This window comes from Streptomyces iakyrus (assembly GCF_000717055.1).
GTDB lineage: Bacteria > Actinomycetota > Actinomycetes > Streptomycetales > Streptomycetaceae > Streptomyces > Streptomyces iakyrus.
In genome coordinates this window covers 439,953-465,640 of record NZ_JNXI01000003.1, presented here as the reverse complement: position 1 = coordinate 465,640, position 25,688 = coordinate 439,953, and the positions used below count along the sequence as shown (strand labels likewise).

At 72.4% G+C, this 25,688-nt stretch carries 29 protein-coding genes; 10 read left to right on the top strand and 19 right to left on the bottom strand.

Annotation, left to right across the window (positions count from 1 at the left end; all coding sequences use genetic code 11):
* Nucleotides 1-81: 81 nt before the first annotated feature.
* From OO68_RS07160 to OO68_RS07135, 6 genes are all read right to left on the bottom strand, one after another.
* Nucleotides 82-861, bottom strand: a complete 780-nt coding sequence (locus OO68_RS07160; protein ID WP_033307274.1) for an SGNH/GDSL hydrolase family protein — start codon at nt 859-861, stop codon at nt 82-84.
* Between the two features lie 61 nt (nt 862-922).
* On the bottom strand, nt 923-1,936 hold the full coding sequence (locus tag OO68_RS07155) for a hemolysin family protein (RefSeq protein WP_033307273.1): 1,014 nt from the start codon (nt 1,934-1,936) through the stop codon (nt 923-925).
* A complete protein-coding gene (locus OO68_RS07150; RefSeq protein ID WP_033307272.1) occupies nt 1,933-3,273 on the bottom strand; it encodes a hemolysin family protein in 1,341 nt (446 codons plus the stop codon). The genes OO68_RS07155 and OO68_RS07150 overlap by 4 nt, the downstream gene beginning before the upstream one ends.
* A gap of 171 nt (nt 3,274-3,444) precedes the next feature.
* The gene (locus OO68_RS07145; protein ID WP_033307271.1) at nt 3,445-3,870 is read right to left on the bottom strand and encodes a GNAT family N-acetyltransferase; all 426 of its coding nucleotides are present in this window, start codon (nt 3,868-3,870) and stop codon (nt 3,445-3,447) included.
* 55 nt (nt 3,871-3,925) lie between these two features.
* The gene (locus OO68_RS07140) at nt 3,926-6,493 is read right to left on the bottom strand and encodes an ABC transporter permease (RefSeq protein ID WP_033307270.1); all 2,568 of its coding nucleotides are present in this window, start codon (nt 6,491-6,493) and stop codon (nt 3,926-3,928) included.
* Between the two features lie 4 nt (nt 6,494-6,497).
* Complete coding sequence (locus OO68_RS07135) at nt 6,498-7,319, bottom strand: ABC transporter ATP-binding protein (RefSeq protein ID WP_033307269.1); 822 nt, start codon at nt 7,317-7,319, stop codon at nt 6,498-6,500.
* 134 nt (nt 7,320-7,453) lie between these two features.
* Between OO68_RS07135 and OO68_RS07130 the strand changes: the two genes are divergently transcribed.
* Nucleotides 7,454-7,729 carry a hypothetical protein gene (locus OO68_RS07130; protein WP_033307268.1) on the top strand — a complete coding sequence of 92 codons (276 nt, stop codon included), beginning with the start codon at nt 7,454-7,456 and terminating at the stop codon, nt 7,727-7,729.
* Between the two features lie 4 nt (nt 7,730-7,733).
* A complete protein-coding gene (locus tag OO68_RS07125; protein ID WP_033307267.1) occupies nt 7,734-8,108 on the top strand; it encodes a hypothetical protein in 375 nt (124 codons plus the stop codon).
* A gap of 1 nt (nt 8,109) precedes the next feature.
* Here OO68_RS07125 and OO68_RS07120 read toward each other — a convergent pair whose 3' ends face one another.
* The 6 genes from OO68_RS07120 to bioB form a co-directional block, all read right to left on the bottom strand.
* The gene (locus tag OO68_RS07120; RefSeq protein ID WP_033307266.1) at nt 8,110-8,784 is read right to left on the bottom strand and encodes a class I SAM-dependent methyltransferase; all 675 of its coding nucleotides are present in this window, start codon (nt 8,782-8,784) and stop codon (nt 8,110-8,112) included.
* Between the two features lie 69 nt (nt 8,785-8,853).
* Entirely contained in the window at nt 8,854-9,786 is a 933-nt protein-coding gene (locus OO68_RS07115; protein WP_033307265.1) for an endonuclease/exonuclease/phosphatase family protein, read from the bottom strand.
* A 1-nt stretch (nt 9,787) separates the two neighbouring features.
* Entirely contained in the window at nt 9,788-10,687 is a 900-nt protein-coding gene (bla, locus tag OO68_RS07110; protein WP_033307526.1) for a class A beta-lactamase, read from the bottom strand.
* A gap of 435 nt (nt 10,688-11,122) precedes the next feature.
* Complete coding sequence (bioD, locus tag OO68_RS07105; RefSeq protein ID WP_033307264.1) at nt 11,123-11,848, bottom strand: dethiobiotin synthase; 726 nt, start codon at nt 11,846-11,848, stop codon at nt 11,123-11,125.
* 1 nt (nt 11,849) lies between these two features.
* Entirely contained in the window at nt 11,850-13,130 is a 1,281-nt protein-coding gene (locus OO68_RS07100; protein WP_033307263.1) for an adenosylmethionine--8-amino-7-oxononanoate transaminase, read from the bottom strand.
* A complete protein-coding gene (gene bioB, locus OO68_RS07095) occupies nt 13,123-14,298 on the bottom strand; it encodes a biotin synthase BioB (protein WP_033307262.1) in 1,176 nt (391 codons plus the stop codon). The genes OO68_RS07100 and bioB overlap by 8 nt, the downstream gene beginning before the upstream one ends.
* A 150-nt stretch (nt 14,299-14,448) precedes the next feature.
* Here bioB and OO68_RS07090 point away from each other — a divergent pair, with 150 nt between their 5' ends.
* Nucleotides 14,449-15,576: an 8-amino-7-oxononanoate synthase gene (locus OO68_RS07090; protein WP_033307261.1), complete on the top strand. Its 1,128-nt coding sequence runs from the start codon at nt 14,449-14,451 to the stop codon at nt 15,574-15,576.
* Nucleotides 15,577-15,627: 51 nt separating this feature from the next.
* Here the strand turns inward: OO68_RS07090 and OO68_RS07085 are convergent, their stop codons facing one another.
* Nucleotides 15,628-15,858, bottom strand: coding sequence for a DUF397 domain-containing protein (locus tag OO68_RS07085; protein WP_033307260.1), 231 nt, complete (start codon nt 15,856-15,858; stop codon nt 15,628-15,630).
* A gap of 9 nt (nt 15,859-15,867) precedes the next feature.
* Complete coding sequence (locus OO68_RS07080; RefSeq protein ID WP_033307259.1) at nt 15,868-16,728, bottom strand: helix-turn-helix domain-containing protein; 861 nt, start codon at nt 16,726-16,728, stop codon at nt 15,868-15,870.
* A 212-nt stretch (nt 16,729-16,940) separates the two neighbouring features.
* Between OO68_RS07080 and OO68_RS07075 the strand changes: the two genes are divergently transcribed.
* Nucleotides 16,941-17,399 (top strand): ATP-binding protein, encoded by a 459-nt coding sequence (locus OO68_RS07075; protein ID WP_033307258.1) that lies wholly within the window; start codon nt 16,941-16,943, stop codon nt 17,397-17,399.
* A 136-nt stretch (nt 17,400-17,535) separates the two neighbouring features.
* Here the strand turns inward: OO68_RS07075 and OO68_RS07070 are convergent, their stop codons facing one another.
* From OO68_RS07070 to OO68_RS07055, 4 genes are all read right to left on the bottom strand, one after another.
* Nucleotides 17,536-18,165, bottom strand: coding sequence for a DUF6328 family protein (locus OO68_RS07070; RefSeq protein WP_033307257.1), 630 nt, complete (start codon nt 18,163-18,165; stop codon nt 17,536-17,538).
* A gap of 81 nt (nt 18,166-18,246) precedes the next feature.
* Nucleotides 18,247-18,720 (bottom strand): C40 family peptidase, encoded by a 474-nt coding sequence (locus OO68_RS07065; protein WP_033307256.1) that lies wholly within the window; start codon nt 18,718-18,720, stop codon nt 18,247-18,249.
* 552 nt (nt 18,721-19,272) lie between these two features.
* Nucleotides 19,273-19,581 (bottom strand): hypothetical protein, encoded by a 309-nt coding sequence (locus tag OO68_RS07060; RefSeq protein WP_033307255.1) that lies wholly within the window; start codon nt 19,579-19,581, stop codon nt 19,273-19,275.
* 6 nt (nt 19,582-19,587) lie between these two features.
* Nucleotides 19,588-20,223 (bottom strand): ATP-dependent Clp protease proteolytic subunit, encoded by a 636-nt coding sequence (locus OO68_RS07055; protein WP_033307254.1) that lies wholly within the window; start codon nt 20,221-20,223, stop codon nt 19,588-19,590.
* A gap of 89 nt (nt 20,224-20,312) precedes the next feature.
* Here OO68_RS07055 and OO68_RS07050 point away from each other — a divergent pair, with 89 nt between their 5' ends.
* On the top strand, nt 20,313-20,600 hold the full coding sequence (locus OO68_RS07050) for a type II toxin-antitoxin system Phd/YefM family antitoxin (RefSeq protein WP_033307253.1): 288 nt from the start codon (nt 20,313-20,315) through the stop codon (nt 20,598-20,600).
* Nucleotides 20,601-20,679: 79 nt separating this feature from the next.
* Here OO68_RS07050 and OO68_RS07045 read toward each other — a convergent pair whose 3' ends face one another.
* Nucleotides 20,680-21,672: an ABC transporter permease gene (locus OO68_RS07045; RefSeq protein ID WP_033307252.1), complete on the bottom strand. Its 993-nt coding sequence runs from the start codon at nt 21,670-21,672 to the stop codon at nt 20,680-20,682.
* Between the two features lie 123 nt (nt 21,673-21,795).
* On the opposite strand from OO68_RS07045, the gene OO68_RS07040 reads away from it, so the two are divergent.
* From OO68_RS07040 to OO68_RS07020, 5 genes are all read left to right on the top strand, one after another.
* Complete coding sequence (locus OO68_RS07040; protein WP_033307251.1) at nt 21,796-22,443, top strand: TetR/AcrR family transcriptional regulator; 648 nt, start codon at nt 21,796-21,798, stop codon at nt 22,441-22,443.
* A gap of 113 nt (nt 22,444-22,556) precedes the next feature.
* Entirely contained in the window at nt 22,557-22,859 is a 303-nt protein-coding gene (locus tag OO68_RS07035) for an urease subunit gamma (RefSeq protein ID WP_033307525.1), read from the top strand.
* Nucleotides 22,860-22,872: 13 nt separating this feature from the next.
* Nucleotides 22,873-23,184 (top strand): urease subunit beta, encoded by a 312-nt coding sequence (locus OO68_RS07030; RefSeq protein WP_033307250.1) that lies wholly within the window; start codon nt 22,873-22,875, stop codon nt 23,182-23,184.
* On the top strand, nt 23,177-24,898 hold the full coding sequence (locus tag OO68_RS07025) for an urease subunit alpha (protein ID WP_033307249.1): 1,722 nt from the start codon (nt 23,177-23,179) through the stop codon (nt 24,896-24,898). The genes OO68_RS07030 and OO68_RS07025 overlap by 8 nt, the downstream gene beginning before the upstream one ends.
* Before the next feature lie 10 nt (nt 24,899-24,908).
* Complete coding sequence (locus OO68_RS07020) at nt 24,909-25,583, top strand: urease accessory protein UreF (RefSeq protein WP_033307248.1); 675 nt, start codon at nt 24,909-24,911, stop codon at nt 25,581-25,583.
* Nucleotides 25,584-25,688: the final 105 nt, after the last annotated feature.

Genomic DNA, 25,688 nt, shown 5'->3' with positions numbered 1-25,688 from the left:
CTACTGGCGATTCGTGCAGGCCAGCCCCGCGGGTGTCTTTGTCGGAACCTACGACGCCGTGACCGACGCGTCCACCTGCGGCTACGCCGGGTCTTCGTAGGGCGCCAGCTCCGGCCGCTTGGGCGGCAGCCCGTCGCCCGAGGAGCGGCCCGTCAGCCGGCGGCCTATCCACGGGAGCAGGTGCTGCCGGGCGAAGCGGGCGTCCGCCACCCGCCGCATGACCCAGCCCGGCGGCAGCGTCGCCGGCATCGGCGTGTGCCAGTCGGCGTCCTCGGGGTCGTAGCCCAGCGTCTGCCACACCGCCTCCGCGACCCGGCGGTGGCCCTCGGCCGTCAGGTGCAGCCGGTCCACGTCCCACATCCGCGGGTCGCTCAGGGACGGCGCGCCGTAGAGGTCGACGACGATCGCGCCGTGCCGGGCGGCCAGCTCGTCGACACAGGTGAACAGCTCCTCCATGCGCGGCCGGAACCGCTCCAGGACGGGTCCCTGCCGGCCCGGGCTGCGCATCAGCACGAGCTGCCGGCAGGCGGGGGCCAGCTTCTCCACGGCCTCCTCCAGGAGAGCGCGCACCCGGCCCATGTCGCACTTGGGCCGCAGGGTGTCGTTGAGGCCGCCGACCAGGGTGATCACGTCGGCTCCCATGGCCGCCGCGACGTCGACCTGCTCGTCGACGATCTGCTGGATCAGCTTGCCGCGCACCGCGAGGTTGGCGTACCGGAAGCCGGGCGTACGGGCCGCCAGCCGTGCGGCGAGCAGGTCCGCCCAGCCCCGGTAGGTGCCGTCGGGCATCAGGTCCGACATGCCCTCGGTGAAGGAGTCGCCGACCGCGACCAGGCTGCTGTAGGTGGGGTTCGTCTGCATGGCGACGGGAATGGTATCCCGTGCACATACCCGCCAGTCGGTCGGTGTCGCGGACCCCGCCTCAAGCCCGCCGGCCGAACAGCTCCCGCAGCACGTCCTCCATGGTCACCAGGCCCGCCAGCCGCCCGTCCGCCCCGAGGACGGCCGCGACGTGCGTACGGCTGCCCCGCATCGCCGTGAGGACGTCGTCCAGCGGGGTGTGCTCCCGCACCCGGGCGATGGGGCGCATGTCCCGCAGGCGGAACGGCGTATGGCGCCCGACGGCGTCCAGGGCGTCCTTCACATGCAGGTAGCCGACGATCCGCCGCCCCTCGTCCACCACCGGGAAGCGGGAGAACCCGGACCCGGCCGACAGCCGCTCCAGTTCCTCCGGGGTGACGCCCACGCTCGCGTACTCCACGCGCTCCAGCGGCAGCACCACGTCCCGCACCGGACGGCGGCCCAGCTCCAGGGCGTCGTGCAGCCGCTCCTGGGCGCGGTCGTCGATCAGGCCCGCCTCGCTGGAGTCCTTCACGATCTGCGCTATCTCCGCGTCCGAGTAGGAGGCGGCCACCTCCTCCCGGGCCTCCACGCGCAGCAGCTTGAGCAGCGCGTTGGCGAACGCGTTCACCGTGAAGATCACCGGCCGCAGCGCCCGGGACAGCGCCACCAGGGGCGGCCCGAGCGCCAGCGCGCTGCGCACCGGCTCGGCGAGCGCGATGTTCTTCGGCACCATCTCGCCGAGCAGCATGTGCAGATACGTCGCGAGGGACAGCGCGATCACGAAGGACACCGCGTGGCCCGCGCCCTCGGGCACGCCCACCGCGTGGAACGCCGGCTCCAGCAGGTGCGCGATCGCCGGTTCGGCCACCACGCCCAGCACCAGCGTGCACAGCGTGATGCCGAGCTGCGCGGCCGCCATCAGCGCGGAGACGTGCTCCAGGCCCCACAGCACGCTCTTCGCGCGCCGGTCGCCCCGGTCGGCGTAGGGCTCGATCTGGCTGCGGCGCACCGAGATCAGCGCGAACTCGGCGCCGACGAAGAAGGCGTTGACGAAGAGCGTCGCCAGTCCGATCAGCAGCTGGACGGCGGTCACAGCTCCACCCCCTTCTCGTCGGGCTTGTGGTCGTCGAGCGGGGCGCGCAACCGGACGCGGGCGGCCCGGCGCCCCGTGGCGTCCAGGACCTCCAGGTGCCAGCCGGCGACCTCCAGGGTGTCCCCGGCGGCCGGGATCCGCCCGAGCACCGTCGCCACCAGCCCGGCGAGCGTCTCGTAGGGGCCCTCCGGCGCGCGCAGCCCGATCCGTTCGAGGTGGTCCACCCGCGCGGAGCCGTCGGCCGAGTACAGGGGGTGCCCGCTCTCGTCGGTGCCGGCCGCGGCGAGGTCCGGGGTCTCGTGCGGGTCGTGCTCGTCGCGGACGTCGCCGACGACCTCCTCGACGATGTCCTCCAGCGTGGCCACGCCCGCCGTGCCGCCGTACTCGTCGATCACGACGGCCATCGTGCGCTTGCCGGAGAGCCGGTCCAGGAGCCGGTCGACGGTGAGCGACTCGGGGACCAGCAGCGGCTCGCGCATCAGCTCGGAGACGTAGATCCGGGTCCGGCGCTCGGCCGGCACCGCCAGCACGTCCTTGACGTGGGCCGTTCCGACGACCGAGTCGAGGGTGCCGCGGTAGACGGGGAACCGGGAAAGGCCGGTCGCCCGGGTCGCGTTCGCGACGTCCTCCAGGGTGGCCTGCACCTCCAGCGCGACGACCTGCACCCGGGGCGTCATCACGTTCTCCGCGGTCAGGTCGGCGAGGTTCAGCGTGCGCACGAACAGCTCGGCGGTGTCGGCCTCCAGCGCGCCCTCCTTCGCGGAGTGCCGGGCGAGGGCCGCCAGCTCCTGCGGCCCGCGCGCCGAGGCGAGCTCCTCGGCGGGCTCCACACCGATCCGCCGCACGACCCGGTTAGCCGTGTTGTTGAGGTGCGTGATGAACGGCCGGAACGCGGCGCTGAACCAGCGCTGCGCGTTGCCCACGGTCTTCGCGACGGTCAGCGGCGAGGAGATCGCCCAGTTCTTGGGCACCAGCTCACCGACGACCATCAGGAACACCGTCGACGCGGCCGTACCGAGCACCAGCGCGATGCTGTGCGACGCCGAGCGCGAGATGCCGAGGTCCTCCAGCGGTCCGGCGATCAGGGCGGCGATCGACGGCTCGGCGAGCATGCCGACCACCAGGTTCGTGACGGTGATGCCGAGCTGCGCGCCGGAGAGCTGGAACGTCAGACTCCGTACGGCCTTCAGCGCCCCCTGCGCGCCCCGCTCACCGCGCTCGACGGCCCGCTCCAGCTCGGAGCGCTCGACCGTGGTGAGGGAGAACTCGGCCGCCACGAAGGCGCCGCAGGCGAGCGAGAGCGCGATCGCCGCCAGGAGGAGGAGCACTTCGGTCATCGGTTCACCCCCGTTCCATGGTTCTCCAGGACGGGGCGGAACGCGCGGTGTCGCGCGCGGGGAGGCTCGCCCATGGGCGGACGCTCACAACCTTTCATGCAGGACCGAGTGGCCATTCAAGGGTAAAGGATGGGCAAAGTCCTCTTCCGGGCCGATCATGCGCTCATCCGCCTACCCGGCGAGCGGCTTCACCCAGCGCCGCCACTGCTCCTCGGGCCCGTAGCCGGCGGCTTCCCACGCCCGGTGCGCGCTCTCGTTGCGCGTGAGCACCATCGCGTCCGCGCGGCGCCCGCCGAGCCGTACGAACCGCTCCTCGGCGGCGGCGAGCAGCGCGGTCGCGATGCCCTGGCGGCGGCTGTCCGGGTGCACGGCCAGCCGGTACAGATGGCAGCGCCAGCCGTCGAACCCCGCGATCACCGTACCGGCCAGTTCGCCATGACGCTCGGCCAGGATCAGCGCCTCGGGGTCCCGCGCGACCAGCCGCTCCACACCGGCGCGGTCGTCGCTGATGCTGGTGCCCTCGGCGGCCACCTTCCAGAAGGCCAGCACGGCGTCGAGGTCCTCGGGCGTCGCGGCCCGGATACGCAAGTCGGTCATCGCATGATCACATCACTCGCACCGGTCCGTGTCAGACCGTTTCACCATCCGGACGTCACTCGTGCGCGATGGCCGCCAGGACGTTCATGCGGGACGCGCGCAACGCCGGCAGCAGCGCCGCCACGACCCCGACCACCGCCGAGCCGACCACCACCAGCACGATCGTCAGCCAGGGGATCGCCAGGGCCGTCATGCCCTGGAGCGCCAGCACCTGCTGCGTGCACACCCCCCACACCAGCCCCAGAACCAGCCCCAGGACCGCTCCGAACACCGCGATGACCACCGACTCCAGCCGGATCATCCGCCGCAGCTGCCGCCGGGCCAGCCCGATCGCCCGCAACAGGCCGATCTCCCGGGTGCGTTCGACGACCGACAGCGCGAGGGTGTTGACCACGCCGAGCACGGCGATGATGATCGCCAGCCCGAGCAGCGCGTACACGAGGTAGAGCAGGACGGCGATCTGGTCCTGGACCAGTTGCTTGTAGTCGGCCAGGTCCCGCACCTGCACCTGCGGGTACGGATCCAGGGTCTTCTCCAGGTTCGCGCGCAGTTCGCCGTCGCCGGTGCGGGAGGCGGCGTTGACGTACAGCGCGGAGTCCTGCCCGCCCGGCGCGTACCGCTCCAGGGTGCCCATGCCGAAGAACAGCCCGCCCTGGGTGCCGAACCCCTCGGCGGAGTCCTGGTCGGTGAGCGCACCGACCGTCAGCTCGGCCGAGCGTCCGCCCTGGAACTCCACGGGGAGGGTGCTGCCCACCCGCACGCCGTGGTCGCGTGCGAAGTCCCGGTCCATGGCGAGCCGCCCACGCGCGAGCGCGGCCGCGGAGTCCCCTTGCGCGTAGGTGATGTTCGCGACCTCGTCGAGCCGCGGATCGTAGCCCGCGGCCGTGGTCTCCACCCGGTCGCCGTCCGGGAGCCGCACCGCGACGGGTGTGAACCGCCCGCGCACCACCAGGCCCACGCCCTCGGTGCCGCGCACCTTCTCGGTCACCTCCCGCGGGAACGGCTGGAAGTTGGAGTTCTGGACCACGAAGTCGGCGCCCAGCGTCTTGTCGATCTGCCGGTCGAACGACGCGGTCATCGACTCGCTCGCCACCGACATCCCGCCCACCAGGGCGATCCCCACCATCAGGGCGGCGGCTGTGGCCCCGGTACGGCGGGGATTGCGCAGGGCGTTGCGCTGGCTCATCCGGCCGATCGACCCGAACAGCGCCGGGAAGGCCCCGCCCAGCACCCGGATCACCGGGCGCACCAGGAGCGGCCCGGCGATCACGGTCGCGATCAGGGTGAGCACCACACCGAGCCCCAGCAGGGACGCCGCCGACGACGTCTGCCGCGACACCGCGCAGCCCGCGAGCGCCGCCGCACCGGCCACCCCGACGACGGCGCCCGCCACCGCGCGCACCCGCAGCGGCCGGCCCACCCCGGCGACCTCGGCGTCCGAGAGCGCGGCCATCGGCGACACGCCCGCGGCCCGCCGCGCCGGGAGGTACGCGGCGATGAAGGTGACGCCGAGCCCGACGCCGTAGGCCGCCACCGGTGTGACCCAGCCGATCTCCATCTCGTCGGCGTCGATGTTCATGCCGAGCAGGCCCATCAGCCCGATCAGCCCGGCCGCGAGCCCGATGCCCGCGGCGAGCCCCAGCGTGGAGCCGACCAGCCCGAGCAGCAGGGCCTCGGTGAGCACCGAGTTCCGGACCTGGCGCCGGCCGGCGCCCAGCGCGCGCAGGAGCCCCAACTCGCGGGTGCGCTGGGCGATGAGCATGGAGAAGGTGTTGACGATCAGGAACACGCCGACCAGCACGGCGATCCCGGCGAAGCCGAGCATCACGTACTTGATGACGTCGAGGAACCCGCCCAGCTGCTCGACGTCCGACTCGGCCTGCTCGCCGGCCGTCCTGAAGTCGTAGGTGTGCGCGCCGAGCGCGTCGGCCACCCGCTGCTTGAGCCGGCCGTCGCCGACGCCCTCCGCCGCGTCGACCGAGATGGCGGTGGCCGTCCCCGGCCGGCCCAGCAGCTTCGTCTGCGCGGTGGGCGTGTCGAAGTAGATCAGCGCTGAGCCGGGGTTCGTGGTTCTGAAGGTGACGATGCCGACCACCCGGACCTGGAACGATCCGGGAGGCGCGATGACGGTGAGGGTGTCGCCGATGCGCACGTCCCTGCGGCCTGCGGTCTCGGAGTCGAGCAGCGCCTCGGCGGGACCGCGCGGTGCGTGGCCCGAGGTCAGTTCCTCGGGGCTGCGCTCGTTCGGGTTCCAGGCGTTGCCGAGCGTCGGCGCCCCGGTGGTCGGGCCGACCGGCTTGTTCGCCTTGTCGACGACGGTGAGGCCGCTCACCTCCACGTCGGCACGGGCGGCCGCGACGCCGTCGATCCGCCGGACGCGTTCGGCGAGCGAGGCCGGCAGGGTGGCCGTCCGGCCGGAGGGCACCGCCTCGTCGAGGTCCTCCTTCGGGCTGACCGTGACATCGGCCGCCGTGGAGGCGAACAGCCGGTCGAACGTGCGGCTGACGGTGTCCGAGAAGATCAGGCTGCCCGCGACGAACGCGACGGACAGCAGGACGGCGAGCGCGGAGAGCAGCAGCCGCCCCTTGTGCGCCAGGAAGCTCCGCAGGGTCGCCTTGAGCACGGGCTCAGTTCTCCTCGGACGACACCGGGGCGCCGGCGTCCTCGGAGCGGGTGCGGACCACGTCGAACCTCTTCATCCGCTCCAGGACCGCCTCCGCCGTGGGGCGCCGCATCTCGTCGACGATCCGGCCGTCCCCGAGGAAGAGCACCAGGTCCGAGTGGGCGGCCGCCCCCGGGTCGTGGGTGACCATGACGACGGTCTGCCCGAGCTCGTCCACCGCCTCGCGCAGGAAGCCGAGCACCTCCAGGCCGGCGCGCGAGTCGAGGTTGCCGGTCGGCTCGTCCGCGAAGATCAGCTCGGGCCGGGAGGCCAGCGCCCGGGCGCAGGCCACCCGTTGCTGCTGCCCGCCTGAGAGCTGCGACGGCCGGTGCCCGAGCCGGTCCCGCAGGCCCAGCGTGTCGATCACCCGGTCCAGCCACGCCTCGTCGGGCTTCCGGCCCGCGATGTCCATGGGCAGGGTGATGTTCTCCCGGGCGTTCAGGGTCGGGATGAGGTTGAACGACTGGAACATGAACCCGATCCGGTCGCGGCGCAGTTGCGTCAGCTCCCGCTCCCTCAGCCCCGTGATCTCCGTGTCGCCGAGCCACACCTGACCGGCCGAGACGGTGTCGAGCCCGGCCAGACAGTGCATCAGCGTGGACTTCCCGGAGCCGGAGGGGCCCATCACGGCGGTGAACCTGCCCCGGACGACGTCCACGTCCACCGAGTCGAGCGCGAGCACGGCCGTCTCGCCCGAGCCGTACGCCTTGGTCAGACCGCGGGCCCGGGCCGCGATCCCGTCGGCCGGCGCGAGGCCGGGAGCGTGCTCCGCAGCAGGTGTGGACAAGGCCGCCTCCTCGGGGTGGACGTCAGGACCTCCTGGCTCTGCCCGAGGGTAATGTGACCCGGCCCACACTCGGTATCCTCCGCGGGTCGGACTCGCCCTTGCCGGTGCTAGCACCTGGGCGCTAGCTTCGAGGTATGGCGAAGACCCAGCTGAACGTGCGCGTCGACGAGGGCACCGCCCGCGCCGCCCGTGAACGCGCCCTGGCCCGCGGGATGAGCGTCAACCGCTACATCGAGGAACTGGTCAAGCAGGACACCGGCGAGGTGGGCCACACCTTCGTGGAGGCCGCCGCCGACTTCATGAAGCAGTACGAGTCCGTCTTCGCCGAGGAGTTCGAAGGGGCTGCCCCCGCTCGAGCGAAGCCGAGGGCGGGCGAGGATCGCGAGGGCGCGCGCGAAGGTCGCCGCTGAACCGTTGGACAACCTCGAGATCGACCTCGCCTGGCTGCTGATGCTCGCCGAGCAGAAGACCCCCGGAGACCCCCAGGTCACCGACTGGGGAGCGCTCGTCGCCGCCGTCGCTCGCCACCGGGCCACCGTGTTCGACGTCCCCGTCTACGACAGCCCGTACGCCCGGGCCGCCGCCCTGCTCCAGCTCCTGCTGCACGTCCCCGCGCTGGAGCGCTCCAATGCCCTGTTCGCCTCCGCCGTCGCCTACGCCTACCTCGTCGCCAGCGGTGTCAAGGTGGTCACCTCGCCCGAGCAGGTCCGCGACCTGGCCCGGCTGGTGAAGAGCGGCGAGGCGTCCGTCCGGGACATCGAGCGGGAGCTGCGCCGGTGGAGCCTGTGACTCACCCTTCGGCAGGGCGCCATGCCGTGCCGAGCACGCAGTACGAGGTGGGCAGCGTCGGCCCCTGTTCGGGCATGAGCACCCGCCGGTAGGGGCCGAGCTCGAACCCGGCGTCCCGCAGCGCCCGGACCGGCTCCCGCGCCACATGGCAGCCCCCGCTCACCAGCGGCCACACCGTCCGGTCCAGCGCGTGCTGCGTGAAACCCATCGCCCGGCCGCCGCCCCGGCCGTGCTCGAAGAACCGCACCTCGCCGCCCGGCCGCAGCACCCGCCGCAGTTCCCCGAGCGCCCGGGGCACGTCCCGCACGCTGCACAGCACCAGCGACACCACCGCCGCGTCGAATCCCTCGCTCTTGACCGGCAGTGCCTCGGCCGCACCCGGCACGACGTCCACCGGCACCTCGGCGCGCAGCGCGGCCTCCACGGCCAGGTGCCGCAGCCGCCGCTCCGGTTCTAGGGCGACGACCTCCGCGACGGTGCCCGGGTAGTGCGCGAAGTTCAGCCCGTTGCCCGCGCCGATCTCGATCACCCGCCCGGACAGCCCGCCGAGGAGTCTTTCGCGGATCGGGCCCATGCCCATCCGGGTCTCGGCGGCCACACTGGCCCGGGCGTAGCAGCGGGCGAACAGCGGATGGTGCACGGCGTCCCGGGGCACCTTGCCGGAGCGGAGCGGCATCGAAAACCTCCCTGTGAGGCCGGCTTCACCCGGATTCTCCCCGCGATGGGCCCTGCGCACCCCTGCCGGCTACCGCAGGAGTACGCGGCCCAGCACCGGGAGGTGGTCGCTGCCGGTCGCCTCCAGTGCCGACACGTCCGTCACCTCGGCCCCGCGCGCCAGCACCTGGTCGATCCTCGCCACCGGCAGGCCGGCCGGCCAGCTGAACGCGAACCCCGAGGGCGGAGCGTGCAGCCGGGAGGTGAGCGGGGAAAGGCCGCGGTCCTGGACCGTGCCGTTGAGGTCGCCCACCACCAGCAACCGGCCGGCCGGGTCGGCGGCGATCCGGGCCCCGAGCAGGGTCGCGCTCTCGTCACGGGCCGCCGAGGCGAGCCCCGTCGGGCCCAGGCGCACGGACGGCAGATGGACCACGTACACCGCGATCCTGCCGCCGGGCGCGGACACCGTGGCCCGCAGAGCCCGCCGCCAGCTCTCCGGGAAGCCCTCCGGCCGGATGTCCACCGGCCGCACGTCCGACAGCGGATACGCCGACCAGAGCCCGACCGTGCCGTGGACGGCCCGATGCGGGTGGGAGGCGTCCAGGACGCGCTGGTAGACGGGCCGTGCGGCGGGCGTCAGCTCCTCCACGGCGATCAGGCCGGCGCGGGTGGCGAGGAGGGCCCGGGCGGTACCGGCGGGGTCGGCGTTGTCGTCGGCCACGTTGTGCTGGACGACGGTCAGGTTGTACGGGCCCGGGGGCGAGGAGAACCACACGCCACCGAACATCCAGAGCCATACGGTCCCGGGTGCCAGGCAGGCGAGCAGCCCCGCCCACGACCGCAGGACGAGGGCGGCGCAGGCGAGCACGGGAACGGCCGCCCCCAGCCACGGCAGGAAGGTCTCCAGCAGGCTCCCCAGCCGCCCGATGCCGTTGGGCACGGCGGAGTGCAGGGCGAGCAGACCGGCGACCCCGAGCGCGCCGCTCACCAGCCAGGTGTCGAACGACCTGCCGCCGGCCGCCACGCTAGGCGAGTTCCGCCGCCAGCAGGGCCGCGGCGCCGGCCACCAGCGGGTTGTCGGCCGGGGCGTCCTCCTCCGGCTGCGTGGTCAGCACCGACATCACGATCGGCGGGCCGTCCGGCGGCCAGGTGATGCCCACGTCGTTGTTGCCGCCGTACCGCCCGCCGCCCGTCTTGTCGGCGAGCAGCCAGTCGGCCGGCAGACCCTTGCGGAACCTCTCAAGGCTCGTGGTGTTGCGCAGCAGCCAGTCCGTGAGCCGCGCGCGGTCCCTTCGCTCCAGGGCGGAGCCGAGCACGAGCCGGGCGTAGGTCAGGCCGATGGCGCGCGGGGTCGTCGTGTCGGTCACGCGCCACGGCTCCGCGGAGTTGAGTTCGGGCTCCCAGCGGTCCAGCCGGGTGACCCGGTCACCGATCGAGCGGGCGAAGCGCGTGATCGCGGTCGGCCCGCCCAGTTCCTTGAGCAGCAGGTTGCCCGCGGTGTTGTCGCTGAAGCGGATGGTGGCGTCGCACAGTTCGCCGACGGTCATGCCGGTCGCGACGTGGTCCTCGGTGACGGGGGAGTAGCCCGACTTGGTGACGTACTCCTGCGTGTAGTGCACGCGCCGGGCCAGGAACTCGCCGTCGCGGTCGAGGTCGCGCAGCACGGCGGCGGCCGCGAGCGTCTTGAACACCGAGGCCATGGGGAACCGCTCGTCGGCCCGGTACGTCACCGTCCGGCCCGTGCGCATGTTGCGGGCGTAGACGCCCAGCCGTGCGGTGTGCTCCTGCTCCAGTTCCCGCAGCCGCGCGGTGACGCCGCCGGTGGCGGGTAAGGCGTGGGCGGTGCCACCGCCCAGCGCGAGGGCGGCGGCCGTGCCCAGCGCGAGGGCCGTACGGCGGGACGGGCGTGGGGTATTCGCGTTCACGGTGGTCCCTTCAGAGGTGATCACGTTCGTAGTTCAACACGCGATCACGTCCGCACCGGTTTCAAGGCGCGCCCGCCGGATGCTCGGAACACCCGGGAGCGTCCCGCACCCGGAAGGCCTCCGGGGCGCGACACCGGCCGGGACGGCGCCCCGGCCGCCGTCGGCGGGTCCGTCAGATGGCGTCGGGCGGTGGGATCCGGGGCGGTGGGCCGGCTCCTGGTCACGGCCGCGCCGGTTTCACCGCACGCCCGCCGGATGCTCGGAACACCCGGGAGCGTCCCGCACCCGGAAGGCCTCCGGGGCGCCCGACACCGGCCGGGACGGCGCCCCGGCCGCCGCCGGCGGGTCCGTCAGATGGCGTCGGGCGGTGGGATCCGGGGCGGTGGGCCGGCTCCTGGTCACGGCCGCGCCGGCTTCACCGCGCGCGCCGGTCGGTCAGAACGCCCCTGGAGCCTCCCGGACCTGGAACGCCTCCGCGTCCCATGAGCCGTCCAGCCGCGGCGCCAGCCAGTGTGGTGCGGCCGCTCGGAAGGCGGCTGGGGCCAGGGCGCCCGACCCGGCCGGGACGGCGCCCAGCAGTGGGGCCCCGGCTACGTCCGGCAGGTCCGCCAGATTGCAGCGGGCGGCGAGGTCCGGGGCGTCGGGCCAGCTCCCGATCACGATCCCGGCCAGGTCCAGCCCCCGGGAGCGCAGTTCACGTGCCGTCAGCTCCGTCGCGTTCAGGGTGCCGAGCCCCGCGGGGGCCACCACCAGCACCGGCGCCGACAGCAGCCGTGCCGCGTCCGCGAGAGTGCCGCCGGCCGCGTCGAACCGGACGAGCAGCCCGCCGGCCCCTTCGACCAGCACCAGGTCGTGCTCGGTGGCCAGCTTGGCCGCCGCCTCCGCGACCTCGTGCGGATGGACCGGGGTCCGGCCTGCCCGGCGCGCTGCCGTGGCCGGCGCCAACGGCTCGGGATACCGGGCGAGTTCCGCCGTGGTCACCGGGCCCGCCAGGCGCGCCACCTCGGCGGCGTCCCCGGGCTCGCCGGGCCCCACGCCCGTCTGCGCGGCCTTCAGCACGGCCACCGACCGGCCGGCGGCCCCCGCCGTCGCGGCGACGGCGGCGGTCACCACCGTCTTGCCGACCTCCGTGCCCGTGCCCGTGATCACCAGTACCGGCATGTCATCCCTCCCGCGCCGCCGCGCACACGGCCCGCGCGATCCGCGCCAGGTCCGCGTCGCCCGTGACGTACGGCGGCATGGTGTAGATCAGATCGCGGAACGGCCGCAGCCACACGCCCTCGCGCACGGCCGCCGCCGTCGCCGCCGCCATGTCCACGGCGTGGTCCAGCTGCACGACCCCGATGGCGCCGAGCACCCGTACGTCCTTCACGCCCGGCAGCCCCGAGGCCGCCGCGAGCCCGTCCCGCAGGCCCGTCTCGATCCGCTTGACCTCCGCGAGCCAGTCCTGACCGAGCAGCAGCCCGATCGAGGCACAGGCCACCGCGGCCGCCAGCGGATTGCCCATGAAGGTCGGGCCGTGGGCGAGGACCGGCACCTCGCCGCGCGAGATGCCGTCCGCCACCCGCGCGGTGCACAGCGTCGCCGCCATGGTCATATAGCCGCCGGTCAGCGCCTTGCCCACGCACATCACGTCCGGCGTCACGGCCGCGTGCTCCGCCGCGAACATCGCGCCCGTACGGCCGAATCCCGTCGCGATCTCGTCGAACACCAGCAGCACGTCGTGCGCGTCGCACGCCTCGCGCAGCACCCGCAGATACGCGGGGGAGTGGAAGCGCATCCCGCCCGCGCCCTGCACCACCGGCTCGACGATCACCGCGGCCAGTTCGCCGGCGTGCCGCTCGATCAGCGACCGCAGCTGTTCGGCGTACGCCTCGTCGTACTCCGCCGGGGGAGGACCGGCGAACACCTGGCGCTGGAGCACCCCGGTCCACAGCTCGTGCATCCCGCCCTCGGGATCGCAGACCGACATGGGCTGCCAGGTGTCGCCGTGGTAGCCACCGCGCCACGTCAGCAGCCGCTGCTTGCCGGGGCGGCCGAGCGAACGCCAGTACTGGAGGCACATCTTGACCGCGACCTCGACCGACACCGACCCCGAGTCGGCGAGGAACACATGCTCCAGGCCCTCGGGCGACATGTCGACAAGGAGCTTCGCCAGCCGTACGGCGGGCTCGTGGGTGAGCCCGCCGAACATCACGTGGCTCATCCGCCCGAGCTGCTCGTGTGCGGCCTCGTTGAGCACCGGGTGGTTGTAGCCGTGGATCGCCGACCACCAGGACGACATCCCGTCGACCAGTTCCCCCGAGCCGTCGGCGAGCCGCAGCCGCACCCCGCTCGCCGACTCCACGACGAGCGGTTCCTGCCGCCCGGGCATCGGGCCGTACGGATGCCACACGTGCCGCCGGTCGAGCTCCAGCAGCTCGGTCACGGACGGCTCAGGCATTGGGAGCGAGGTCCGTCCCGGCGCCCCGGCGGCGCACGGCGACCAGGTCGGTCCGCGCTTCGTCGGCCCGGGCAGGAGCCGCCGTACCGGCGGAACCACAGACCCCGCCGCTCTCCTGCGAGCCGCACCCGCCGCCCTCGCCGCCACCGCCGCAGCCTCCGGACGCCCGGTGCTCCGGCAGTGTCACCTGGTCGGTGCCCTCCACCTCGAACCCGGCGTCCGCGATCATCTCCAGGTCGGCCTTGCCGGCCTGGCCCTCGCTGGTGAGGTAGTCGCCGAGGAAGATGGAGTTGGCCAGGTGCAGGGCGAGCGGCTGCATCGTGCGCAGATGGACCTCGCGCCCGCCGGCGATCCGCACCTCGACGTCGGGGCAGACGAACCGCGTCATGGCCAGGATCCTGAGACACCGCTGCGGGGTCAGGTTCCACTCCTTGCCGAGCGGGGTGCCCTCGAAGGGGATCAGGAAGTTCACCGGAACCGAGTCCGGGTCCAGCTCGCGCAGCGAGAAGACGACGTCGACCAGGTCCTCGTCCGTCTCGCCCATACCGGCGATCAGCCCGGAGCAGGCGGACAGGCCGGCCGCGTGCGCCTTCTGCACGGTGTCGACGCGGTCCTCGTAGGTGTGCGTGGTGGTGATCTCGCCGTACGTCGCCTCGGACGTGTTGAGGTTGTGGTTGTAGGCGTCGGCCCCGGCCTCGCGCAGCCGCTCCGCCTGGCCCTCGGAGAGCAGTCCGAGGCAGGCGCACACCTCGACGCCCTCGTTGTTGTCCTTGATCGCCTTGATCGTCTCGGAGACCCGGTCCACGTCCTTGTCCGTCGGGCCGCGTCCGCTCGCCACCAGACACACCCGCTTGGCCCCTCCGGCCACACCGGCCGCCGCCGCGTCGGACGCCTGGCCGGGCTTCAGCCAGGTGTACTTCAGGATCCCGGCCGTCGAGCCGAGCCGCTGCGAACAGTACGAGCAGTCCTCGGGGCACAGGCCCGACTTGAGGTTGACCAGATAGTTCAGTTTCACCCGCCGTCCGAACCAGTGCCGGCGCACCTTTCCGGCCGCGGCCACCACATCGAGCAGGTCGTCGTCGGACGTCGCGAGGACGGCCAGTGCCTCGTCGCGGGTCGGCAGCTCGCGCCGAAGCCCCTTGTCCACCAGCGTGTTCAGCAGGTCCATGGAAGCCGATCCTGTCCTAAGGAGGCGTCCGGGGCCAAGGAGAGTTCGCACAAGAGAGTCGCTTCGAGGTGTGGGTATTGCCACACACTGACCTGCTGGTCGTCCCGCTAGTGTCTGTGCACTGCCTACAAATTCCCCGGAGGACCACCCATGGCGTTCGGCTGGATCGACGAGCAGGCGGAGCTGCGCGCCCGCGCCGGACTCGTACGGACTCTGCGCCCCCGTCCGGCCGATTCCCCGCTCCTCGACCTGGCGAGCAACGACTACCTCGGGCTGGCCCGCCACCCCGAGGTCACCGAGGGCGCCGCCCGGGCCGCGCGGGACTGGGGCGGCGGCTCGACCGGCTCCCGGCTCGTCACCGGCACCACCGAACTGCACACCGAACTCGAGCGGGAACTGGCCGATTTCTGCGGCTTCGAGGCGGCTCTCGTCTTCTCCTCCGGCTACGCCGCCAACCTCGCCGCGGTCACCGCGCTGGCCCCGCACGGCTCCCTGATCGTCTCCGATGCGGGCAACCACGCCTCGCTCATCGACGGCTGCCGGCTGGCCCGCGCCACCACCCAGGTGGTGGCGCACGCCGAGCCGGACGCCGTGCGCAAGGCCCTGGCCGGCCACGAGGGCACGGCGATCACCGTGTCCGACACGGTCTTCTCGGTGGACGGGGACGCGGCCCCCCTCACCGCCCTGGCCGAGGCCTGCCGGGAGCACGGCGCGGGGCTGGTCGTCGACGACGCCCACGGCCTGGGCGTCCTCGGCGACGGCGGTCGCGGCGCCCCGCATGCGGCGGGAATCGCGGGCGCCGGCGACGTCGTCGCCACCGTCACGCTGTCCAAGTCGCTGGGCAGCCAGGGCGGAGCCGTCCTCGGCCCCGCCCGGGTCGTCGACCACCTGGTCAACGCGGCCCGGACGTTCATCTTCGACACGGGACTCGCGCCCGCCGCCGCGGGGGCGGCCCTGTCGGCCCTGCGGCTGCTGCGCCGGGAACCGGAACGGGCGGCACGGGCCCGCGCGGTGGCGGGCGAACTGCACGAACGCCTGACCGCCGCGGGTCTGGAAGCGGTGCGTCCGGACGCCGCGGTGGTCTCGGTGCGCGCGCCCTCTCCCGAGGACGCCGTGAACTGGGCGGCACGGTGCCGCGTGGCGGGCCTGGCCGTGGGGTGCTTCCGTCCTCCCTCCGTGCCCGACGGCATCTCACGGCTCAGGCTGACCGCACGCGCCGACCTGACCGGTCAGCAGATCGAACGCGCTGTACGGCTGATCGGCGAGACGCGGCCATGAGTCGGCGTGACACGGCCGTGCGTCGCACGATGACGGTCTGACCGGACGCGGTTACATGCGGTCCACCCCGGCCGCGAACGCGGCCCAGCTCCCCGGGGAGAAGAGCAGTGCGGGTCCGGACGGGGTCTTGGAATCGCGCACGGCGAGCAGTCCGGCCCAGGGCGGGGCGTCCGGACGCGCGGTCTCGACGCAGTTGTTCGCGCCGGTGCTGTAGCTGCTGCGCAACCACCGCACACTGTGCAGTTCGATGCTTGAGGGGACGTGACGAGGCAGTGCACGCATGGTGCCTCCTTACGCGCCGGCGACTGTCCCGGCGATGAAATCCAACGAGTCCTCGGGCGAAAGGGCGTGGATCTGAAGGGCGTTGAAGGCCTCCGTGTAGGCCCGGAGGTCTTCTTTCCGTTCGAGGTAGAGGCTACTCGTCAAGTGGTCGAGAACAACCACATCCAGATCAGATGTGCTCGAAAATGAGAAGATAACGAAAGGGCCGGTGACACCGATGTGCGCCCCGGCGGCGAACGGCAGCACCTGGAGGCGCACTTGGGGCAGCCGGGCCGCCTCGACCAGCCGTTCCAGCTGGCGGGCCATGACCCCGGGCCCGCCCACCTCCCGCCGCAGCACGGCCTCGTCCAGGACGGCGCTGAGTCTCAGCGGGGGGTCGGCCCGCAGCACGTCCTGCCGGGCCAGCCGCACTTCGACCAGCGTGTCGAGCCGGTCCTCCGGCAGCCCCTCCACCGCCGCCCGCGTCACCGCACGCGCGTACTCGGGCGTCTGCAGCAGTCCCGGCACGACCGTGGTCTCCAGCGTGCGCATCGCGCCGGCCTGGGACTCCAGGCTGATGAAGTCGCGGTAGGTCGGCGGCAGTACCCCGCGGTAGGCGTGCCACCAGTGGTGCCGGCCGCCGCTGTCCTCCGCGCCCGTCAACGCCATGAGCAGTTCGCGGAGTTGGGGGTCCGCCACGTCGTAGGCGTCGAGAAGTAACCGGACGTCGGCCGGTTTCACCCCGCTCGTGCCCGTCTCGATCCGGCTGACCTTGGACTGGTGCCAGCCCACCAGCCGGGCCGCCTCACCGCTCGTGAGCCCCGCAGAGGTGCGCAGCGCACGCAGTTCGGCGCCCAGCTTCCGTCGGCGCACCGCGGGACCGTGCTGCATGGCTCCTCCTTACTCCTTCAGGGCCACCCAAATACGGTCTCGCGTCGCAGAGTTCACCGCTTTGAGCGACAGATATATGCATATCTTGGTGGATCGCCGCCCTTCGCGGGTGTTCTGGTGGCACTCTGGCGACGAAGCACCAGTCCGGGACCGTACTCGAACCATCCGCTCCGTGTCGGGCTGCGGTCCCGTGGGAAAGGGACGACGTCGCCATGGCAGACCATTTGGAAGCATCCGTCACTCTGCCGAGCGATCCAGCCTCGGTCTCCGCAGCGCGCGCCTACGTGGTGGGCACGCTGGCGGAGTGGGGCCTGCCGGCGGACACGGAAGTGTCCGACACCGTCCGGCTCATCATCTCCGAACTCGCCACCAACGCCGTGCAGCACACCTTCGGCCAGTCACCCACGTTCACCGTGGACGTCGAGCTCGACCGCGACGAGCACCTGCGCATCGGTGTCACGGACAGCCATCCGCGCTTCCCCAGACGCCTGCCCGCCGCCGTTCAGCAGGACAACGGCCGCGGCCTGGTCATCATCCGCTGGCTGACCGCGGAATGCGGCGGCAGACTCCGCATCCGCCCCACCCGTGAGGGCGGCAAGACCATCTCGATCGAACTTCCGTGGGCCGTCCCGGCGCAGCCGCTGACGACCGCGGTGCAGCAGGAGCCGTAGCCGCTCCCGGCAAGGCCCCGAACACCTCCCCATCGGGTGCCCTCCACGCACCCCGGCCCGCGCGACCTGCATCCGGGCCACCCCCACGGCTGCGATCCCCGCTCCGAGCCCCTGGACCCGCCGGAGTGTGAGCCCGTCACCGGTGCCGTGCCGACGCCTCCCGGTGTGCTGCCGCCCCTCGAAGCCCCGACGGCTGCCTGACGGTGTGCCGCAGCGGCGCGGGGACCTTCACGTCGCCCTGGTCCGGTTCTTCGTCGGCGGTCTCCCCGGTACCGTCCGCCTCCTCGCGCAGCCCCGCCCGCCGCACCAGCCGCGGGAGCAGCCCCCACAGGCCGGCACAGACCAGGAACGTCGCGGCGCCCGCGGCGATACCACCGGCCCGGCCCGTGGTCACGTCGACCACCAGCAGCACGGAACCGCTGAACGCGAACACCAGCACGCTCAGGCCGGTGGTGGCCAGGCGTGAGGAGACCTGCACGATGCGGGGCTTGGCGCCCTGCTGGAAGAGGGAGCGGTGCAGCGCGGCCGGTGCGGTGAAGAGCGCGGCGGCCAGGACCGCCAGCAGCAGGGTGATGACGTAGGTGACGCGCTGGACCGTGTCGAGGTCCTCGAAGCGCGAGGTGAAGGCCAGCGACAGCAGGAAGGCGAAGAGGATCTGCACGCCCGTCTGGGTGACGCGGAGTTCCTGGAGCAACTCCACGAAGTTGCGGTCGGCGCGTTGCAGCGGAGTCTCGTTGCGCGCGGTGCAGGGACGGTGCTCGGCCATGGGGTCACGGGTATCCACGTGAGCCCGTGTCACGCTCCGGCGTGCGGCGGCGCGTCAGGACGCCGCCGCACGCCGGGCGGATCACTTCACGCGCCCGTACCAGACGCTCTTGGTCCAGATCTTCTGCAGCCGCACCACGTCCCCGCTCTTCGGGGAGTGCCAGAGCTTGTTCTTACCCGCGTAGATACCGACGTGGTACACGTTGCTGCCCGAGTGGAAGAACACGAGGTCGCCCGCCTTGCGGTTCTTGGCGGAGATGTGGCGCGTCTTGTTGTACTGCTGGGCAGCCGTGCGGGGGAGCTTCTTGCCGGCCTTCTTGAACGAGTAGAGCGTGAGCCCGGAGCAGTCGAACCGGTGCGGACCGGTGGCCCCGTACTTGTAGGGCGAACCCTTCTTGGAGGCCGCTATCTGGAGTGCCTTGGTCGCCGGCGTGGCTGCCGCGGCCTCGGAGGTGAAGCCGGGCGCCACGATCGAGCCGCCCACGGCGGCGATGGTGAGCGCCGAGGCCGTGCCGGCCCGGACCATGAGCGACGGGACACGATTGAGCGCAGTCATGCGCAACCCTTCGTCAGCCGCCTGTGAAGGATGACCTGTCGGATTCGGGCTGGCGAAGTTGCCCGGCCGCTGACGCGGCTTCACCCCAAGGGCTGCTCGGGCCAGGTCATGGCGTGACCGTCCCGGCGACCCGTCGTGCTTGGGTCCTCCACTCCTGCCGATCCACTCCTGTCGACCGGTCATCCGGGCGGCGGCAGGACTCGGCGTCCGCCCGGATCGCCCCGCCACAGCGGCGGGGGCTTGTCGTCAGACAGGGATCTTGGCGCATGCCTGTCCGGATTTCCCAACGGAACCGGGGATTTGTGTTGTTACTCACCACTCACCCGTTCGGGTGGACACGTGTGCGTTCGAGCCACTGTCCATGCATTCGCGGACCCCCGGACCAGCGGTGGAATGCCCCATTCCGTCCGGGGGCTACACGCGTTGCGCAACCGGAACGGTCCCAAAATTGGTCTCCTGCCTACTCCGAACAGGGGTACGTCTTTTGGTCCGTTTCAACTCAGGTCCGGACGCTCCGGCGACAGAGCGGTTGGCCGGACCGACGGTTTCGCGTCAACTGACGGACTCCGGGGGCAGGGTGAGCCGGGCCGTGCGCCGCTCGCCGTCCAGGACCCGCAGCGCCCGGGCCAGCGTGCCGGCGTGCAGTTCCGTCTCGCCCCGCTGATGCATCAGGGTCAACGCGTCGCGCAGCGCTGCCGCCTTGCCGACCAGGGCCTGGGCGGCGCGCAGTCCTCGGTAGGTGTCGCCGTCCTGGGCCGGGTTGATACGGCCGAGCAGGTCGACGACGTCGAGGTAACGGTCGATGAGTTCCGCCTCGGCGCGCGTCAGGGCGGGCAGTGGCGGCAGTTCGGGCGGGAGCACGGGGCCTCACCGTCCGGTCGGAGGGGCGAGGGTGGCCTTGCGGCTGGGGATGATCCCGTCCACCAGGCCGTATTCCACCGCTTCCCGGGCGGTGAGGATCTTGTCCCGCTCGATGTCCTCGCTCACCTGCTCCCGGGTGCGCCTCGTGTGCAGCGCGAGCAGCTCCTCCATCCGGCCCCGGATGCGTGTCAACTCGTCGGCCTGGATCGCCAGATCACCGGCCTGCCCCCGGACCGGCTCGGGCAGTGCGGGCTGATGGATCACCAGACGGGCGTCGGGAAGGGCGAATCGCTTGCCGGGCGTGCCCGCCGCCAGCAGCACCGAGGCGGCGGCACCGGCCTGGCCCAGGCAGATCGTCTCCACGTCGCAGGAGACGTACTGCATGGTGTCGTAGATCGCCGTCAGCGCGTGGAAGGTGCCGCCGGGGGAGTTGATGTAGAGCGAGATGTCCCGCTCCGGTGCCTGGTGCTCCAGGTGCATGAACTGGGCCATGACGTCGTTCGCCGAGGTCTCGTCCACGGGCGCCCCGAGGAAGACGATCCGCTCCTCCAGGAGCTTCGAGTACGGATCCATCGTGCGCTGCCCGGACGTCGTGCGTTCGGTGAACCCGGGCAGCACGTGGCGGGCGGACGGTCGGGTCATGACGAACCCCTCCTCGCGGCGCAGCCGTCTCCGGCGACGGCCGTCTCTGTAAAAAATGTACAGGACGTACGTCACGGTAGGATGGGGGCATGGCCTACGAGATTCCGGTGACGCAAGCCAGGGCTGAGCTCGCCGACCTGATCAACCGCGTGGTGTACGGCGGCGAACGCGTCGTCGTCACCCGGCACGGCAAGCCCCTCGTCGCCCTCGTCTCGGCCGATGACCTGCGGCGACTCGAAGAGGCCCGGGAGCTCGCGGAGTCCGCGGAGGAGCAGGTGATCAGTGCGGTCTCCGCGGTCCGTGAGGTCGCGTCCGCTCCTGGAGAACCCCAGCGGTTCGGCATCGCGGCGGAGCACCGCAGGGCCGGCCCGGCTTAGGGCCGGACCGCACACACGGAAGACCGTGCGTCCCCGTCCGCTACGGCGGGGACGCACGGTCGTTCCAGGAGGGTGCCGGTCAGCCGACGGCCGAGAGCTCCCGGTGGTCGGCCGCGGGCTCGGTGCCCGTCTTCCGTGCCTTGAGCGAGCTGCCGAGCAGTACGGCGCCCAGGCCCAGCGCCGCCCACCACGCCAGGGTCAGCGCGGGTCCGGTCGCCGCCGCACCGTCGAAGAAGGACACCGATCGCAGCAGCGTCGTGCCCGCGCCGGGCGGCAGCCACTGTCCGATCGCGCCGGCCGGCTCCGGCAGCATCTGCGGGGCCGAGGTGGCGCCGGAGAAGGGGTTGCCCAGCAGCATCACCGTGGCGGCGCCGATGCCGATGCCGGCGGTGCCGAGCAGGGCGGCAAGCCCGGCGACGGCGCTGCCGATGGCCAGCGTGCACAGGCCGAGCACACCCGCTTCCGCCCACCAGTCGCCTCCGAGTGCGTCGAGCCAGCTGTGGGCGATTCCGGCCGCCACCATGCCGACCAGGGCGGACGCGCCGAGCAGTGCGAGCCCGGCCCGGATGCCGCGCAGCCCCAGCAGGGTGACCAGCGCGCCCGCCGCGATGCCGGCCAGGGCGAGCGGCAGTGCGGAGGCGTTCAGCACCGCGCCACGCGGATCACTGGCCGGAGCGGGCACGACATCGACCGTCTTGACCTGTGCGCCCCCGGCGGCGGCCTGCTGCCCCACGGCCTGCTGGAGGAACTGCGCGACGGCCGGGCCGGCCGCGGACGCCGTGAGGAGTTCGGGCCCCTGCGGCGTGACCACGATCGCGCCGTACACGCTCCGGTCCTCGATGGCGTCCCGGGCGGCGGCCTCGTCGGCGTAGCGGTAGATCTCGAAGGCGCCCTCGTGCTGCTCCAGCTGCTTCTCGACCTGGGCCGCCGCGGTCGGCGGTCCGGCCACGCCGAGCGGCAGGTCGCGGGGCGCGATACGGGAGGCCGGCCAGGCGAACGCCCACAGGGCGAGGGCGGTCAGGACGGGCACGAGGACGACGACCGCGATCGCATGGCGGTTGCGGGAAGGCATGAGGATCTCCTGGGGTGAGCGGACCGGAGAGCTAAAAAGAAGGATCGTTCGTTTTGCTCTGCTCTCACCGTGCTCCGCTCGCGGCGCCTTGTCAAGAATGAATATTCGTTTTACGTTGTGACCATGGCTCGCGTGTCCCAGGAACATCTCGACGCCCGCCGCCGCCAGATCCTCGACGGCGCCGCGCTGTGCTTCGCCCGCAACGGCTTCCACGCCACGTCCATGCAGGACGTGCTGAAGGAGGTCGACCTCTCGGCGGGTGCGGTGTACCGCTACTTCAGCGGCAAGGAGGAGCTGATCGGCGCGATCGTCGCCGAGGTGCTCGGCTCGGTCCGCGAGGCCTTCGAGGAGGCGGTGCGCCTGAGTCCGCCCCCGCCGCCGGACGAACTCGTCGCCTCGGTCCTCGGCAAGACGCTCGCCGCCCGTGAGTCCCTGGTCGTCGACGGCCGCCCCGCCTTTCCGCGGCTCGTCATCCAGGTGTGGACGGAGACCCTGCGCAACGAAGAGCTGGCGCTCATCCTGCGGGAGGGCTACGGCTCGGTCCGCGCTGCCTGGGGGGAGATCGTCGAGGGTTACCAGCGGGCCGGGATGATGCGCACCGACGTGACTCCGGACCATGTGGCCCGCACGATGATCGCCTGCGTCCTCGGCTTCATCGCCCAGCAGTCCCTCTTCGGACCGGCACCGGTCGAGGTCCTCCAGGACGGTCTGCGGGCGCTGACCACCATGCGGGCCGAGGGCACCGCTACCGGTGGATCACAGCTCGGTTAACGTGCCCGAAACGCGGTCCAACTAGCCTGCCGCTCCACGCCACCTGGCACTTTGCCCCGTGGCCGCGGCAGCCGGGCCCCGCACGGCCCGGAGCGAGGACTGTGAGGTGGGACGTGCAACTGACCCCGCACGAGCAAGAACGACTGCTGATCCACGTGGCGGCCGACGTGGCCGAGAAGCGCCGCGCCCGGGGACTGAAGCTCAACCACCCCGAGGCGGTCGCGCTCATCACGTCGCACATCCTCGAAGGCGCGCGGGACGGCCGGACCGTCGCGGAGCTCATGTCCTCCGGACGCAAGATCCTCACCAGGGACGACGTCATGGACGGCATCCCGGAGATGATCCACGACGTCCAGGTCGAGGCCACCTTCCCCGACGGCACCAAGCTCGTCACCGTCCATGAGCCGATCGTCTGACGGGGAGGCCGCCGTGATTCCCGGAGAGATCCTGTTCGCCGACGGGCCGATTGCCTACAACGAGGGCCGCGACGCCGTCCGGATCACCGTCCTCAACGCAGCCGACCGGCCCGTGCAGGTCGGCTCCCACTACCACTTCGCCGAGGCCAACCCCGGCCTGGAGTTCGACCGTGCCGCCGCGCACGGCAGGCGGCTGAACGTCGCCGCCGGCACGGCCGTGCGCTTCGAGCCCGGGATCCCCGTCGAGGTCGAACTCGTTCCGCTGGCGGGCGCCCGCGTGGTGCCCGGTCTGCGCGGGGAGACCGGAGGTGCCCTCGATGCCTGAGATCTCGCGTGCCGCCTACGCCGACCTGTTCGGCCCGACCACCGGCGACCGGATCCGCCTCGCCGACACCGACCTGCTGGTCGAGATCGAGGATGACCGTTCCGGCGGCCCGGGACGCGCCGGTGACGAGGCCGTGTTCGGCGGCGGCAAGGTCATCCGCGAGTCGATGGGCCAGGCCCGTGCCACACGGGCGGACGGCACCCCCGACACCGTCATCACCGGCGCGGTGATCATCGACCACTGGGGAATCGTCAAGGCCGACGTCGGCATCCGCGACGGCCGGATCACCGGCATCGGCAAGGCAGGCAACCCCGACACCATGGACGGCGTCCACCCGGACCTGGTCATCGGCCCCGAGACCGAGATCATCGCCGGCAACGGGCGGATCCTCACGGCCGGAGCGATCGACGCGCACGTCCACTTCATCTGCCCGCAGATCGCCGACGAGGCGCTGTCCTCCGGCATCACGACCCTCGTCGGCGGCGGCACGGGCCCCGCCGAAGGCTCCAAGGCCACCACCGTGACCCCCGGCCCCTGGCACCTCGCGCGCATGCTGGAGGCGATGGAGGCCCACCCCCTCAACATCGGCCTGCTCGGCAAGGGCAACACCGTCTCCCACGAGGCGATGCTGTCCCAGATCCGCGGCGGTGCCCTCGGCCTGAAGCTGCACGAGGACTGGGGGTCGACGCCGGCCGTCATCGACGCCTCGCTGACCGTCGCCGAGCGGACCGGCATCCAGGTCGCCATCCACACCGACACCCTCAACGAGGCCGGTTTCGTGGGCGACACACTCGCCGCCATCGCCGGGCGGGGCATCCACGCGTACCACACCGAGGGTGCGGGCGGCGGGCACGCGCCGGACATCATGACCGTGGTCTCCGAGTCGTACGTGCTGCCCAGCTCCACCAACCCGACCAGGCCGTTCACCGTCAACACCGCCGAGGAGCACCTCGACATGCTGATGGTGTGCCACCACCTCAACCCGGCGGTGCCGGAGGACCTGGCCTTCGCCGAATCCCGGATCCGCCCCTCCACGATCGGCGCGGAGGACGTCCTGCACGACCTGGGCGCGATCTCGATCATCTCCTCCGACTCCCAGGCCATGGGGCGTGTCGGCGAGGTCGTCATGCGCACCTGGCAGACCGCGCACGTGATGAAGCGACGGCGGGGCGCGCTGCCCGGCGACGGACGCGCCGACAACCGCCGGGTGCGTCGCTACGTCGCCAAGTACACGATCAACCCCGCGCTCGCCCAGGGCCTGGCCCGCGAGATCGGATCCGTCGAGAGCGGCAAGCTGGCCGACCTGGTCCTGTGGGAACCGGCGTTCTTCGGCGTCAAGCCGCAGCTCGTCATCAAGGGCGGGCAGATCGCCTACGCGCAGATGGGCGACGCGAACGCCTCGATCCCCACACCGCAGCCGATCCTCCCGCGCCCGATGTACGGGGCGATCGGGCGGGCGCCGGCTTCCAACTCCCTCAACTTCGTCGCCGCACTGGCCGTCGAGCACGGGCTGCCGGAGCGGCTGGGGCTCGGGAAGCGGTTCGTGGCGATCGAGTCGACGCGCGGCGTGACCAAGGCCGACATGCGGGAGAACGACGCACGGCCCGACGTGCGGGTCGACCCCGACAGCTTCGCCGTGCACATCGACGGGGAGCTGGTCGAGGCGGAGCCGGCCGCCGAACTCCCCATGGCCCAGCGGTACTTCCTGTTCTGAGGGTGGTCTGATGTCGCGTGCAGCGCTTCTCGTCCTGGCCGACGGCCGGTTCCCCGCCGGAGGGCACGCGCACTCCGGCGGGGCCGAGGCGGCGGTCAAGGCCGGACGGATCAGTGGGGCGGCCAGCCTGGAGGAATTCTGCCGGGGGCGGTTGCACACGGCGGGGCTGACGGCGGCGGGACTGTCCGCCGCCGCGGCGCTCGGGATCGATCCCGTCGCGCTGGACCGCGCCGCGGACGCGCGAACCCCGTCGCCCGCACTGCGGGTCGCCGCCCGGAAACTGGGACGTCAGCTGCTGCGCGCCGCGCGGGCCACCTGGCCCTCCGCCGAACTGGACGCGCTCGGGCGGGAGTTCCCCAAGGGCGCACACCAGCCGGTGGTGCTGGGGCTGGCGGCCCGGGCGGCGGGTCTTGGGCCGGTGGACGCGGCGTACTGCGTGGCGTACGAGAGCGTGAGCGGGCCCGCGTCGGCGACCGTGCGGTTGCTCAGTCTGGACCCCTTCGACGCGACACGGGCGCTGGCCAGGCTGGCCCCGGAGCTGGACCGCGTCGCGGACCGGGCGGTGGAGGCGGCCCGGCAGGTGGTCGACGAGGGGGTCGACGCCCTGCCGGCGGGATCGGCACCGTTGCTGGAGATCGGTGCGGAGGCGCACGCGGGGTGGCCTGTACGGCTGTTCGCCTCATAGCCGCCCTCCGAACGCCGTGCAGACCAACCCCCTCAGGGGCGCGGGGAACTGCGCGACCAGCCCCCACCCACCCGCACTCACACCAGCGCCCCCCACCCCCAAGGA